Below are 14,176 nucleotides of genomic sequence, written 5' to 3'. Positions count from 1 at the left end.
GAATCATGAGTCGTCAACAACTGGCGCTGTTTGATGCGGCGTTAACGCGCACCGCCATGTTCGATGCGGTGAAAAAACTCGACCCGCGCGTGCAGTTTCGCAATCCGGTGATGTTCCTGGTGTGGCTGGGCAGCGTGCTGACCTCGCTGCTGGCTATCGGGATGCTCACCGGCCATCTGAGCGGCAACGCCGGATTTACCGCTGGGGTTGCCATCTGGCTGTGGTTCACCGTGCTGTTTGCCAACTTCGCCGAAGCGCTGGCGGAAGGGCGCAGTAACGCGCAGGCCAACAGTCTGAAAGGCATCAGCAAAACCAGCGATGCGAAAAAACTGGCTGAGCCGCGCCACGGTGCCCAGTGGCACAACGTGGCGGCCGACACGCTGCGAAAAGGCGATGTGGTGCTGGTGGAAGCCGGTGACATCATCCCGTGCGACGGTGAAGTGCTGGAGGGCGGTGCTTCAGTGGATGAAAGTGCGATTACCGGTGAATCGGCTCCGGTGATCCGCGAATCCGGCGGCGATTTTTCGTCGGTCACCGGCGGTACGCGCATTCTTTCCGACTGGCTGGTGATTCAGTGCAGCGTCAATCCGGGCGAAACCTTCCTTGATCGCATGATCGCCATGGTGGAGGGCGCCAAACGCCGTAAAACACCCAACGAAATTGCGCTAACCATTTTGCTGGTGTCGCTGACCATCGTGTTCCTGCTGGCAACCGCAACCTTGTGGCCGTTCTCCGCTTATGGCGGCACGCCAGTGAGCGTGACGGTGCTGGTGGCATTGCTGGTGTGCCTGATTCCGACCACCATCGGCGGCTTGCTGTCGGCGATCGGCGTGGCGGGGATGAGCCGCATGCTCGGCGCTAACGTTATCGCCACCAGCGGTCGTGCAGTGGAAGCGGCGGGCGACGTGGATGTGTTGATGCTGGATAAGACCGGCACCATCACGCTGGGTAACCGCCAGGCGACGCAGTTTATGCCCGCGCCCGGCGTTACCGAACAGCAGTTAGCGGACGCCGCGCAGTTGGCCTCGCTGGCGGATGAAACCCCGGAAGGGCGCAGTATCGTGGTGCTGGCGAAGCAAAAATTTAACCTGCGCGAACGCGATCTCAGCAGTATGGGGGCCAGCTTTATTCCGTTCTCAGCACAAACGCGCATGAGCGGCGTCAATGTGCAAGACCGCCTGATCCGTAAAGGCGCAGTTGATGCCGTTCGTCGCCATATCGAAGCCAATCACGGTCGTTTCCCCGCTGAAGTTAACGCCAGCGTGGAAGAAGTGGCGCGTGCCGGGGGCACACCGCTGGTGGTGGCCGAAGGGGCGCAGGTGCTGGGCGTGGTGGCACTGAAAGATATTGTGAAAGGCGGTATCAAAGAGCGCTTCGCTGAACTGCGCAAGATGGGTATCAAAACCGTGATGATCACCGGGGATAACCCCCTGACGGCGGCGGCGATTGCGGCAGAAGCGGGCGTGGATGATTTTCTTTCGGAAGCGACACCGGAAGCCAAGCTAGCGTTGATTCGCCAGTATCAGGCAGAAGGGCGCCTGGTGGCGATGACGGGTGACGGCACCAACGATGCCCCTGCACTGGCACAGGCCGATGTAGCGGTGGCCATGAACTCGGGTACGCAGGCGGCGAAAGAGGCTGGGAACATGGTCGATCTCGACTCCAACCCGACCAAACTGCTGGAAGTGGTGCACATCGGTAAACAGATGCTGATGACGCGCGGTTCGCTGACCACCTTCAGTATTGCCAACGACGTGGCGAAGTATTTCGCCATCATTCCGGCCGCTTTTGCCGCGACCTATCCGCAGCTCAATATGCTGAACGTGATGGCGCTGCACTCGCCGAACTCGGCGATTCTGTCGGCGGTGATCTTTAACGCGCTGGTGATTGTGTTCCTGATCCCGCTGGCACTGAAGGGCGTGAGTTATCGCCCAATGAGTGCTGCTGCCCTGTTGCGCCGCAATCTGTGGATTTACGGTGTGGGCGGACTTGTGGTGCCGTTTATTGGTATTAAAGCCATCGACCTGCTGCTGACGCTGTTTGGCCTGGTTTAAGGAGAAGAGAAATGAGTCAGTTACGTCCGGCTATTGTATTGTTAATACTGCTGACGCTGTTAACCGGCGCGGTTTATCCGTTGCTGACCACGGGTTTGGCGCAGTGGTGGTTCCCGTCTCAGGCCAACGGTTCGTTGATTGAGCAAGATGGCGTGGTGCGCGGCTCCGATCAAATCGGGCAAGCCTTTAGCCAGCCGGGACACTTTTGGGGCCGCCCGTCGGCCACCGGCGATACGCCTTACAACGCGTTGGCTTCCAGCGGTAGCAATCTGGCGGCGAGTAATCCGGCGCTGGATAAAGCCGTGGCGGAACGCGTGGCTGCGCTGCGTGCAGCCAATCCACAGGCTCCTGCTGCGGTACCGGTTGAGCTGGTGACGGCATCGGCGAGTGGACTTGATCCGGATATTTCGCCGGAAGCCGCACTTTGGCAGGCACCCCGTATCGCTGCGGCACGCAATATGGCGGTGAAGGATGTGGAAGCGTTGATTGCCCGCAACACCGAACGCCCGCTGCTGCCATTTATCGGTGAAGAGACGGTGAACGTGCTGCGACTGAATATGGCGCTGGATGCGTTGCAAGGATAAAACCCGGTGCGCATCAATGCGCACCCTACAACCGTAGGGTCGTCATTGATGGCGACCGTTTTGATGAGCGCGCCGATGACGACTACGCGATTTGTCGCAAGTTGGTATAACGGATAACGAATGAACGATGAAATCACCCGCCCGGACCCCGATGCGCTGTTGCTCAATCACAGTGACAGCCATCGCGGTAAGCTGAAAATCTACTTCGGTGCCTGTGCGGGCGTGGGCAAAACCTTCGCCATGCTGCAGGAAGCACAGCGCTTACGTGCGCAAGGCCTTGATGTGCTGGCGGGGGTGGTGGAAACCCATGGACGTGAAGAAACCGCTGCGCTGCTCAACGGCCTGGCGGTTTTGCCACGTCGCGCGACTGGGCGTTCACGGCACGCTGAATTCGACCTCGATGCGGCACTGGCACGCCATCCGGCAGTGATTCTGATGGACGAGTTGGCGCACACCAACGTACAGGGTTCGCGTCATCCCAAACGTTGGCAGGACATCGAAGAGTTGCTGGAAGCGGGCATCGACGTGATCACCACCGTCAACGTGCAGCATCTGGAAAGCCTCAACGATGTGGTTGGCGGTGTGACCGGTATTCAGGTGCGCGAAACCGTACCCGATCCGTTTTTCGATAGCGCCGATGAGGTGGTGCTGGTGGATCTGCCACCGGACGATCTGCGTCAACGGCTGAAAGAGGGCAAAGTCTACGTCGGCGATCGTGCTGAACGCGCGATTGAAAACTTCTTCCGCAAAGGCAACTTGTTTGCCCTACGCGAACTGGCGCTGCGCCGTACCGCTGATCGTGTTGACGATCAGATGCGTGCCTGGCGCGATCAGCAAGGCCGCGACAAAGTGTGGCACACGCGCGACGCTATTTTGCTGTGCATCGGTGATGACACCGGCAGCGAAAAATTGGTGCGCACCGCAGCGCGTTTAGCCGCCCGTCTCGGCAGCGAATGGCATGCGGTGTATGTAGAAACCCCGCGCCTCAATCGCCTGCCGGAAGCGCGTCGTCGCGCTATTCTGCGCACCCTGCAACTGGCACAAGAACTGGGTGCGGAAACGGCCACGCTTTCCGATCCCGATGAAGCCCGTGCCGTGCTGCGTTACGCACGTGAGCACAATCTCGGCAAAATTGTCACCGGACGCCAGCCACAGCGACGCTGGCGGCGCGACAGCTTTGCTCAGCGTTTGGGGCAGCTCGGCCCAGACCTCGATTTACTGGTGGTGGCACTGGACGAGCCGGTGCGCGACGCACCGCATCCGCTGGGCGGTAAACCGGCCAACAGTGATAAGTGGCGGCTGCATCTGCGCGGCTGCCTGATGGCGATTGCGCTGTGCATTCTGGTGACGACCGTGGGTCGCTGGCTGCTGGTGGAGTTCGATCCGGCCAACGGCGTGATGATTTATCTGTTAGCCGTGGTGTTAGTCGCGCTGCGCTTTGGTCGCTGGCCTTCGGTGTTTGCCACGGTGATCAACATCCTGGCCTTTGACCTGTTCTTTGTTGCCCCCACCGGCACCGTGGCGGTATCGGATTTGCAGTATCTGGTGACCTTCGCGGTGATGCTGGCGGTAGGAGTGATCGTCGGGAACCTGACAGCAGGCGTGCGCTATCAGGCTAAAGTGGCGCGCTATCGTGAACAGCGTGCGCGCCATCTGTATGAGATGGCAAAATCGCTCGGCAGCGCGCTCACGCCGCAGGATATCGCCGCCACTAGCCAGCGAGTGATTGATGTCACCTTGCAGGCACGCAGCCAGCTACTGCTGCCGGATGAGCAGGGCGAGTTACAGGCAGTGGGTGAGAGCGGTATTGGTACGCCGCCCGATCTCGGCATCGCCAAATGGAGCTTTAGCAAAGCGCAACCCGCGGGTGCAGGCACCGATACCTTGCCTGCGGTGCCGTATCAAATTCTGCCGTTGAAAAGCGGGAATCACTGCCGGGGTTTATTGGTGGTTGAGCCAGAGAATCTGCGCCAACTGATGATTCCCGAACAGCAGCGTCTGGTGGAAACCTTCACGGTGTTGATCGCCAACGCACTGGAGCGCATGGCGCTGTCGCAGAGTGAAGCGGCCTCACGGCTGGCGGCAGAGCGTGAGCAACTGCGTAATGCCCTGCTATCGGCACTTTCACACGACCTGCGAACCCCGCTGACGGTGCTGTTCGGTCAGGCGGAAATGCTGATGCTGGATTTGGCCGGTGAGGACTCAAAATATGTCGGGCAGGCCAATCAGATTCGCGAGCAGACGTTAAGCACCATTCGGCTGGTGAGCAATATGCTGGATATGGCGCGTATTCAGTCCGGCGGTCTTAACCTGCGCGAAGAGTGGGTGGCGCTGGATGAAGTGATTGGCGGCGCGCTGAGCAGTATGGGGCCGTCGCTAACAGGACACGATTTTGCACTCGATTTGCCGCCGGAATTGGTGCTGATCAAAGGCGACAGCGCGATGTTAGAGCGCGTGTTCACCAACCTGATTGAGAACAGCCTCAAATATGCCGGTAACGCCGCGCAGCATGGCATTCGCGCCTGGCGTGATAAAGAGCGGCTGGAGATTGCGGTGTGGGACAACGGTCCGGGCATCGCCGTTGAGAACATGACGCGTATTTTCGACAAGTTTGCGCGCGGTGATAAGGAGTCGGCTGTGCCCGGTGTCGGGCTGGGTTTGGCCATCAGCAAAACCATAATTGAATCCCATCGCGGACGCATCTGGGCGGAAAATCGACCGGAAGGGGGCGCAGAGTTTCGCTTGTCACTACCGCTGCCAGCGGCCCCTGAAATTTCTGAAGAACCGCTGAAATAACTTCACACAAGTTCGGTTATAATCGACCACTTGTCTGTTGATTAATGGGAAATTATGGAACGTTTTATCGAGAACCTGATGTATTCATCGCGCTGGTTGCTGGCACCGGTTTACATTGGACTTTCGCTGGGGCTGCTGGCGCTGACCGTTAAATTTTTCCAGGAAATTTTTCACCTGTTGCCCAACATTCTCAGCATTGCTGAGAACGATCTGATTCTGCTGCTGCTGTCGTTGGTCGACATGACGCTGGTCGGCGGCTTGCTGGTGATGGTGATGCTCTCTGGCTATGAAAACTTTGTGTCCAAGCTGGATATTGATGAGAACAAAGAGAAGCTGAGCTGGCTGGGCAAGATGGATTCCGGCTCGTTGAAGAACAAAGTCGCGGCCTCGATTGTGGCGATTTCATCGATCCATCTGCTGCGTATCTTTATGGATGCGCGCAATGTCGATGACAGCAAGCTGATGTGGTACGTGATTATCCACCTGACCTTTGTGCTGTCGGCCTTTGTGATGGGCTGGCTGGATAATATGTCGAAGGTGGAGAAGAAGTAGTTTCGTGTGCCGGGTGCGCATCAATGCGCACCTTACGAAAAACCCGCACAATTCTCGAAAATCTTCACACTATGAAAAATTCGCATAATTCCCGAAAATCTGCCCCCTATTAGAAATCAGCATCATCCCCGAAAATCTGCACCCTGGTAAAATCAGCATCATTCCGCGTAGGGGCGCCATTCAAGGCACGCTGGTCAAACACCGCAATGATATTACGCCCTGGTTAATCACGGCGAAGCTATTTCACCCTGTTCAAACACCGCAATGATATTGCGACCTGGTCAATCACCGAACCGGCTGTGCCCCGGCCAGTTTTGGCATCACTTCCCTGATCATCGCGAAAAAATGCCGCATTCTGGCGGGATAATAACTGGCCCACGGATAGGTGAGCCATACCGGTAGCGGCGGTGCTTGCCATTCGGGTACGAGCTGAATCAGATGCCCTTCCGCCAAATCTTCCTGCACCACCCACGAAGAGATAATCGCGGCGCCCATGCCCGCCAGGGCGGCTTTGCGGACGGCATATAAACTGTCACTGGCGAGACGGGGCGCAATCGCCAGGTTCATCGGCTGAGCATCACTCAGCCGCTGTAGCGCCAGCTCGTTGCGATAAAAGCTGGTTAATGCCAGCCAGGGCAAGTCGGGGAGTTGGGTGACGTCCTCCACGGGCGGATATTGCGCCAGCAGTGAGGGCGCCGCCACCACAAAGCGTGGGACCTCAGCCAGCAGAATCGCCACCAGCGAAGGATCGTTCACCACGCCAACCTGAATCGCGCAGTCAACATTTTCGCTGATGAAATCTGGCGTGCGATCATTGAGCATCCACTCCACTGTCAGGCGCGGATAGCGCTGCAGATACGCCACCAGTGGGTCAATCAGTTGGTCCTGGCCAAAAGCGTGCGGCGCCCGCACGCGCAGCGTACCGATTGGATCGTCGTTGGAACCGGTGAGCTCATCTTCCAGCGCATGCCAGGTTGCCAGCAACTGTCGCGCCTGGGCATAGCAGCGCTCACCATCATCGGTGAGTTTCAGTGCGTGGGTGGTACGCAGAATCAGCTTGAGACCCAGTCGCTGTTCCAGCGCCTGCAAACGGCGGCTAATGGTGGGCTGTGTGGTGCCCAACTGTGCCGCCGCCGCTGACAGCGATCCACTTTCAACAATGCGGATAAAGGTCTGCATCAATTCAATGCGGTCAATACTGGTTGGATTGCTCATACGTACCACGCATAACAGTTCTGTTATTGATGAGTCTACCGCGTATGGCAGAGTCGCGCTTTAATAAGCGCACTTTCACGGGGGAATTCACTATGTCAGCCATTTCGCAATCTACTGCATTGCCAGCTGAAAAACTGCCAGCGCCGCTGGTGTTCACGCTTGCTGCAGGTGCCGGGCTTAGCGTGGCATCGATTTACTACAGCCAGCCGATGCTGGATATCATCAGCAAACAATTTAACGTCGGTATCGGCAGCGTCGGCATGGTGCCAATGCTGACCCAGGCGGGATATGCACTCGGTATTCTGCTGCTGGCACCGCTCGGTGACCGCCATGACCGCCGCACCATTATTCTGATAAAGGGCCTGATGCTGGTCGCCGCGCTGTTGCTGTGTGGCTTCTCTGGCGGCATTAACGCGTTACTCATCGCCAGCTTTGTCACCGGCTTAACCGCTACCGTGGCGCAGGACATCGTGCCTGCTTCGGCAGCACTCGCGCCAGAACGCAGTCGCGGTAAAACCGTTGGCACAGTGATGACCGGCTTGCTGGTCGGTATTCTGCTGTCACGCGTGGTGAGCGGTGTGGTGGCGGAATATCTGGGCTGGCGCACCATGTACATGGTGGCGGCGGTTGCCGTGCTGATGATTAGCCTGGCGCTGTGGCGTGTGTTGCCGCGCTTCAAACCGGGCACCTCTGTCAGCTATCCGCGTCTGCTGCTGTCGCTGGCACACTTGTGGCAGCATCACCAGACTCTGCGCCGTGCGGCGATAGCACAGGGTTTGCTGTCAGTGGCATTCAGCGCTTTCTGGTCAACACTGGCGCTGATGCTGAGTGAAGGCTTCCATTTTGATAGTGCAATAGCGGGGGCATTTGGTCTGGCGGGTGCAGCGGGTGCGCTGGCGGCGCCGTTGGCGGGAAGCGTGGCGGATCGCATCGGCCCTGCACGTGTCACCCAGTATGGTGCCACGCTGGTGATGGTGTCCTTTGCGCTGATGTTCCTGCTGCCACTGTTGCCGGTTCCGGCTCAGATCGGCCTGATCATCATCAGCACCATCGGCTTCGATTTGGGCGTGCAGGCCACGCTGGTGGCGCATCAGACATTGGTCTACAGCCTGGCGCCAGAAGCGCGTAGCCGACTAAATGCGCTGATGTTTACCGTGGTATTTATCGGCATGGCGACCGGTGCGGCACTCGGAAGCCTGGCGCTGGCGCACTTTGGCTGGACCGGCGTGGTGGCGCTCTCCACACTTGCCGCTGCGCTTGCGTTAATGATTCGTCTGGCGAGTCGTCACTTGAAAAACTGATCGTCAATCCTGTGCCAGGCTTAAGGGAGAATATTATTTAAAAACGGAGCGTTATGAACTTCCTGGCCTGGACCGCCGCCACCGGTGGTCTGTTACTTCTGATGTCACTGGCTTCCGGTTGGATACACCGTGGGCCAGTGACTTCGTTTGGGCTTTACCTGCTTGCGGGCATCTTATGTGGCCCGTGGGTATTCAATCTGCTGCAAATCGACATCATCGGGCACGCCAATCTTGCCGCCCACCTCACCGAAATCGCCATGGCAGCCTCGCTGTTTATCACCGGGCTCAAGTTACGTCTCCCGCTTAACGCACATGCCTGGCGTGTCGGCGTACGATTGGCCTTCCCCGCGATGTTGCTTACCGTAGGCGGTATGACGCTGCTGGTGCATTGGATGACCGGCTTCGACTGGGCGCTGTCACTGGCATTTGGTGCCATCGTCGCACCGACCGACCCGGTACTGGCCAGCCTGATATCGGTCAACGATGCGCGTGATGATGATGCACTGCGCGTGGCACTTTCCAGCGAAGCCGGGATGAATGATGGTTCCGCTTTGCCGTTGCTGATGTTGGCGCTGCTGTTGCTGGCACCTGAAAGCATGGATATCAGCCATTGGGGCACATGGGCGTTAAAAGACGTGCTGTGGGCTATCGCGGGCGGGCTGGGTATCGGTTATTTACTGGGACGTCTTATCGGGCAATTAGCAACCCAACTGCGCAGCGCCCACGAGGATATTGCCCCCAACGATTTTCTCGCACTGGCCCTGATTGCGCTGAGTTATGCAGCGGCGCAAGCCGTGGATGCTTCTGGCTTCCTCGCCACCTTTGCGGCGGGCGTGGGGCTTCGACGCGCTGAATTGCGCGTGGTGAAGCACTATCCGCAAGAGGAGTTGTCAGAAGAAGAGCAATATCTGCCCGCCGAGGCACGCGTCAATCCTAATCAGCGACTATCGCATGGCGGTAGTGGCATGGTGAAATCGGTCGGTTTGGTGATCGGCGATGCGCTGTCATTTGGTGATACCATCGAGCGCTTGTTGGCCGCAGGCATGATGGTGGTGCTGGGTATCACGCTAGCGCAGCACTGGAATCTCACCGGTATTGGCTTAGCGCTGCTGCTGTTTGTGGTCGTGCGTCCGCTGGCGGTGTGGATCACCACCTGGCGCTGCGAAATTCCCCTGATGCGCCGCCTGCTGATTGGCTGGTTAGGGATTCGCGGCATCGGCAGTATTAATTACATCGCTTATGCCTGGGTGCACGGCATGCGTGGCCCGCAGGCAGAGCAAATGGTGGATATGGCGTTGACGTTAGTGGTGTGCAGCATCGTGCTGCACGGCATCACGGTGACGCCGTTATTAAACTGGCGTGCCGCCCGTCAGGCGGCGCGTGCGCAACATCATCAAAAGTGATTTTCTGGAAATTACTGGAGTCTGTTATGAAAGCCATATTGATCGCCCTTGTTGGGCTCTCGCTTTCCGCCCCTGTCTTCGCCGCCGACGGTGATAACACCAGCGAAGAGAATGTGTATGCCAGCCAGCTGTGCCATCTGGTGAGCACGGAAAAAAAGACCAGCGATCTGGATACCTATACCGCGAAGATGAAGTCTCAGCTGGCCGCCAGCCAGTCTTCTTCGGCGATGGATAAGCCTGAATTTAATGAAGAAACTGCGCAGGAAGTGATCAGCGCCTGGATGGAACTGGGCGAGGATGAGCGTGCGCAGCTGCGCCATAATCAGCAGCAGTGTGAGCAAACTGTGATGACCCAATTCCAGCAACAGGATTAAAAGTTTTTATCGCCAGAATACGCGCCTTTTCTGGCGCGTTTTTTAATGGATCTTTTGTACAAAATGCGTACATAATCGCCAGCGTTGAAATCAGACACGCATCACATAACGAGACGCAGCCCACAAGGCTGACATGTTTTTTTCAATACTGGCGACTGGGCATGAAACTTACACGGCGTCACTTTTTGTTGGCAACCGGGGCAACCGCTCTCTCGATGACCACAGGCAAACTGTTTGCCCGTGATGACATCATCCCATTGTGGCCTGACGATCCGCCGGGCGGCGGCGGGCCGTCTGGACTATTGAAAGTCAGCATGAACGGCTCCTGGACAAATATCGTTTCTCCAGCGATTCAACGCTTCCGGCCTGAAAATCCGAATGGCGAAGCGGTGATTGTGGCGGCTGGTGGCGGCTACCGCTTTATCGGCATGGGGCGCGAAGCCTGGCCCGTCGCGCGTTGGTTGAATGCCAATGGCTATACCGTTTATGTGCTGAGTTACCGCTTGCCAGGAGAAAAGTGGCAGGCGGGCAACCTCGCGCCCTTGCAGGATGCGCAGCGCGCTATTCGTCTGGTGCGTTCGATGGAACGTAAAGTGCACTTGCTCGGCTTCTCTGCCGGCGGACATCTGCTGGGTATGGCGGCGGCGCGCCCCGATTTCACCACCTATCCTGCGCAGGACCCGCTTGACCAGATCCGCCCAACGGCCGATAGCGTTGGCCTGATTTACCCGGTCATCACCCTTGAAGCGCCGTATCAGAACACCAAGACGCACCTGATGATGGTAGGCGATCACGCGACGCCCACCCAGGAAGCGAACTGGTCAGTGCAGAATTATGTCACCCGACAATATCCACCGACGTTCCTCGCCCAGGCGGAAGATGATCACACCTCCAATCCCCATAACACTGAAATGATGCGCGATGCCTGCCGTCGTATGCAGGTGCCGGTCGAGTTGATTGAACTCAGCAGCGGCGGGCACGGGTTTGGTCTGGGTAAAGCGGGTTCGCCTGCCGCGCTGTGGGATCAGGCGTATGTGCGCTGGCTGGATCTGCACAGCTAACCGGACAGAAAAACAGATTATCCAAAGAGACTGACCACAAAAGTGTTATCTATGGGGTCGGTCTGATCTGCTAGTCCTGTGCCGGTTGTGCGCGTCTGACACATGGACGCATTACGTCAAATTAAAATAGCGATCCGGCTGATGCGGTTCGGGCAGCGGGAAATCGTTATTCATCGCCTTCAAATTACGTTCGATATTGACGCACAGCGCATCCAGCGGCAGATGATTAGGCGCAGTGCCAAACGGATCTTCCAACTCCTCGGCCAGTGACTCCAGCGACAGGAAGGTGTAGGAAATAAACACCGACACCAGTGGCGTCATCAGATGCAAATCCGCCACCAGCGCAAACGGCAGCAGGGTACAGAACAGATACACAGTGCGGTGCAGAATCAAACTGTAGGCAAACGGGATCGGCGTGCTGGCCAGACGATCGCAGCCTCCCAGATATGCCGACAGCAGATTGAGATTCTCATCAATACTCTGCCAGACAATATCCGATGCCAACCCTTCATCGCGCCGCTGCGCCAACCACTCGCCCATACATAACAGCGTCTGCGATGTCGGCATAGGGTGGCCCAGCACCGCGCGTTGCCATTTTTCCGGCAGCAAACGCGCTAAGTCAGCCTGCGCATCGGTTTTGCGCAATCGGTGTTTCAAGGCCCAACTGAATGCCAGCTGCAATCCAATAAACTCCTGCACCTGTTCTTCACTGACGCCACGAATCGTTTTTATCTGACGCAGCAGTGAGCGCTGGGCGATATGCATATTGCCCCACAACGTACGTGCCTCAATAAAGCGTGCGTAGCTGGCGTTGTTGCGGAAGCCGAGAAACACCGCTATCGACACACCAATCAAGCTGAACGGTGCCGTGGTGAGGTGAATGCCGAACGTGGAATACCAGGGATATCCGATGATGGCAATCACCGACATCAGCAGGTTGAGTGACAGGCGAAATACAATGCTTACCAGTACCGAGCCATGCCAGTCGAACAGCCGGAGGAACCAGTGTTGATGAGGACGTACGATCATTTTTGCGATGGTGTTTTTTATGATTTAGTCAGCACAGGTTACGCCCGTCATTGCCGTATAAGCAATGCGAAAGTCAGGTATTTTCACCACAAATACAGACTCTGTAAGCTGGTTTTATCTTTATAAATCAATCTTCTAAAAACAGTTTGAACAACTTGTAAAATTCTTTGCGTTATCTCTACGCGGCCCCTTTCTCTAAAGTTCATTCCAGCAGCACAACACACAAATTTAAAAACACTTTAAAGGAATACATCATGTCTAAACTTGACCTGCTCGACCCACAGAACTCTACTCTGATCTTCATCGACCACCAGCCGCAGATGGCCTTCGGCGTCGCCAATATTGATCGCCAGCAGCTCAAAAATAACACCGTCGCTTTGGCAAAAGCAGGCAAAGTTTTCGACGTGCCGGTGATTTATACCTCTGTAGAGACCGAAAGCTTCAGCGGCTACATCTGGCCAGAACTGCTGGCAGTGCATCCGGAATCCAGGCCGATTGAGCGTACTTCCATGAACTCATGGGAAGATGCCAAATTCGTCGAAGCGGTGAAGAAAACCGGTCGTAAGAAGCTGATTATCTCCGCACTGTGGACGGAAGTGTGCCTGACCTTCCCGGCCCTGATGGCACTGAAAGAGGGCTTTGAAGTGTACGTGGTGACCGATACTTCAGGCGGCACCAGCGTCGATGCCCACGAGCGTTCGATTCAGCGCATGGTGCAGGCCGGTGCGGTGCCGGTGACCTGGCAGCAAGTATTGTTGGAGTACCAGCGCGACTGGTCACGCAAAGAAACCTACGATGCGGTGATGGATCTGGTGCGTGAGCACAGCGGCGCATACGGCATGGGCGTGGATTACGCCTACACCATGGTGCACAAAGCGCCACAGCGTCAGGCTTGAGTTACGACTGGCGCGGCAGGCTGATTTTCAGCGCATCGATAAACAGCCGCAGCGCCATCGACTGATGCTGGTTGGGCGGGAACCACAATGCTATCCCCGCCGACTGCACCCGCCAGTCGGCGAGCAGTTCCACTAACAGACCCGATTGCAGCGCCGCTTCGGCGTAAAGCGAGGGTACATAAGCAATGCCCAATCCGCTGATGGCCGCGCTGGTCATCAGCGCGTTATTGTCCAGCGTAATCAAGCCCGGTACATCGATCTCACCGCTTTCTCCCGCCTTTGCATACTCCCAGCGATAGCGCTTGCCGCTTGGCAGCCGGTGGCGAATGCACTGCTGCTGCAGCAAATCCTGTGGCTGCTGCACCGGCGGGTGTGAGGCCAGATATTCAGGGGAAGCGACGGTGATAAAGTGCAATGGACCACCCAGCGTAATCGCCACCATATCCTGCGGCACATCTTCCATTAACCGAATGCCGGCATCGAATCCGGCTGCGGTGATATCCACCAGTTCACCTTGCGCAGCTAGATCGAGCTGGATATTGGGATACGCGGCGCAAAATCCCGGCACTACCTTTTCCAGCAGGATACTAATTGCCGCATCGCTGGCGCTGATGCGCAAGGTGCCTGCGTGCTGCTGGCGGCGAGCGCTGACATCGTGCAGCACTTCATCCATTTCATTCAGTAGTGGAGCGAGGCGATCGATGAGCTGTTGCCCGGCATCGGTGAGCGATACGCTGCGGGTCGTACGCTGAAAAAGCTGTACCCCCAGATTCTGCTCCAGCGTTTTCACCAGATGGCTGAGTGAAGAGCGTTTCAGGCCAAGCATCTCAGCGGCGCGACGGAAGCTGCGCTGCTCACCCAGGGTTTTAATGGCCTGCAATTCATTCCAGGAAGGTCTTCTCATTGGTGGA

The 14,176-nt window shown here is 57.2% G+C and carries 12 protein-coding genes; 9 read left to right on the top strand and 3 right to left on the bottom strand.

Going from position 1 to position 14,176, the window contains the following annotated elements; all coding sequences use genetic code 11:
* Positions 1–5: 5 nt before the first annotated feature.
* The 4 genes from kdpB (at position 6) to IAE30_RS15525 (ending at position 5,986) form a co-directional block, all read left to right on the top strand.
* Complete coding sequence (gene kdpB / locus IAE30_RS15540; protein WP_200680332.1) at positions 6–2,054, top strand: potassium-transporting ATPase subunit KdpB; 2,049 nt, start codon at positions 6–8, stop codon at positions 2,052–2,054.
* 11 nt (positions 2,055–2,065) lie between these two features.
* Positions 2,066–2,638, top strand: a complete 573-nt coding sequence (gene kdpC, locus IAE30_RS15535; protein ID WP_038644212.1) for a potassium-transporting ATPase subunit KdpC — start codon at positions 2,066–2,068, stop codon at positions 2,636–2,638.
* A 120-nt stretch (positions 2,639–2,758) separates the two neighbouring features.
* Positions 2,759–5,434, top strand: coding sequence for a two-component system sensor histidine kinase KdpD (kdpD, locus tag IAE30_RS15530; RefSeq protein ID WP_038644214.1), 2,676 nt, complete (start codon positions 2,759–2,761; stop codon positions 5,432–5,434).
* Positions 5,435–5,488: 54 nt separating this feature from the next.
* Positions 5,489–5,986 (top strand): TIGR00645 family protein, encoded by a 498-nt coding sequence (locus IAE30_RS15525; RefSeq protein WP_034819827.1) that lies wholly within the window; start codon positions 5,489–5,491, stop codon positions 5,984–5,986.
* A 285-nt stretch (positions 5,987–6,271) separates the two neighbouring features.
* Here IAE30_RS15525 and IAE30_RS15520 read toward each other — a convergent pair whose 3' ends face one another.
* Positions 6,272–7,201 (bottom strand): LysR family transcriptional regulator, encoded by a 930-nt coding sequence (locus IAE30_RS15520; protein WP_200680331.1) that lies wholly within the window; start codon positions 7,199–7,201, stop codon positions 6,272–6,274.
* Positions 7,202–7,293: 92 nt separating this feature from the next.
* Here IAE30_RS15520 and IAE30_RS15515 point away from each other — a divergent pair, with 92 nt between their 5' ends.
* From IAE30_RS15515 to IAE30_RS15500, 4 genes are all read left to right on the top strand, one after another.
* Positions 7,294–8,502 (top strand): MFS transporter, encoded by a 1,209-nt coding sequence (locus tag IAE30_RS15515; RefSeq protein WP_200680330.1) that lies wholly within the window; start codon positions 7,294–7,296, stop codon positions 8,500–8,502.
* 53 nt (positions 8,503–8,555) lie between these two features.
* The gene (locus IAE30_RS15510; protein WP_038644217.1) at positions 8,556–9,905 is read left to right on the top strand and encodes a sodium:proton antiporter; all 1,350 of its coding nucleotides are present in this window, start codon (positions 8,556–8,558) and stop codon (positions 9,903–9,905) included.
* A 26-nt stretch (positions 9,906–9,931) separates the two neighbouring features.
* Complete coding sequence (locus tag IAE30_RS15505) at positions 9,932–10,279, top strand: YaeQ family protein (RefSeq protein ID WP_038644218.1); 348 nt, start codon at positions 9,932–9,934, stop codon at positions 10,277–10,279.
* Between the two features lie 215 nt (positions 10,280–10,494).
* Positions 10,495–11,340, top strand: coding sequence for an alpha/beta hydrolase (locus IAE30_RS15500; RefSeq protein WP_038649806.1), 846 nt, complete (start codon positions 10,495–10,497; stop codon positions 11,338–11,340).
* 111 nt (positions 11,341–11,451) lie between these two features.
* On the opposite strand, the gene IAE30_RS15495 is transcribed toward IAE30_RS15500, so the two are convergent.
* Complete coding sequence (locus tag IAE30_RS15495) at positions 11,452–12,369, bottom strand: bestrophin family protein (RefSeq protein WP_200680328.1); 918 nt, start codon at positions 12,367–12,369, stop codon at positions 11,452–11,454.
* 254 nt (positions 12,370–12,623) lie between these two features.
* On the opposite strand from IAE30_RS15495, the gene IAE30_RS15490 reads away from it, so the two are divergent.
* Complete coding sequence (locus IAE30_RS15490) at positions 12,624–13,265, top strand: hydrolase (RefSeq protein WP_045814110.1); 642 nt, start codon at positions 12,624–12,626, stop codon at positions 13,263–13,265.
* Position 13,266: 1 nt separating this feature from the next.
* Here the strand turns inward: IAE30_RS15490 and IAE30_RS15485 are convergent, their stop codons facing one another.
* Positions 13,267–14,169 carry a LysR family transcriptional regulator gene (locus IAE30_RS15485; RefSeq protein ID WP_200680327.1) on the bottom strand — a complete coding sequence of 301 codons (903 nt, stop codon included), beginning with the start codon at positions 14,167–14,169 and terminating at the stop codon, positions 13,267–13,269.
* Between the last annotated feature and the right edge of the window lie 7 nt (positions 14,170–14,176).

Origin of the sequence: Pantoea sp. S61, from assembly GCF_016625145.1 — a bacterium.
In the GTDB taxonomy this organism is placed as follows: domain Bacteria; phylum Pseudomonadota; class Gammaproteobacteria; order Enterobacterales; family Enterobacteriaceae; genus Pantoea; species Pantoea rwandensis_B.
The sequence above is the reverse complement of the archived record's forward strand: the minus strand, read 5'-3'. Positions and strand labels throughout refer to the sequence as shown.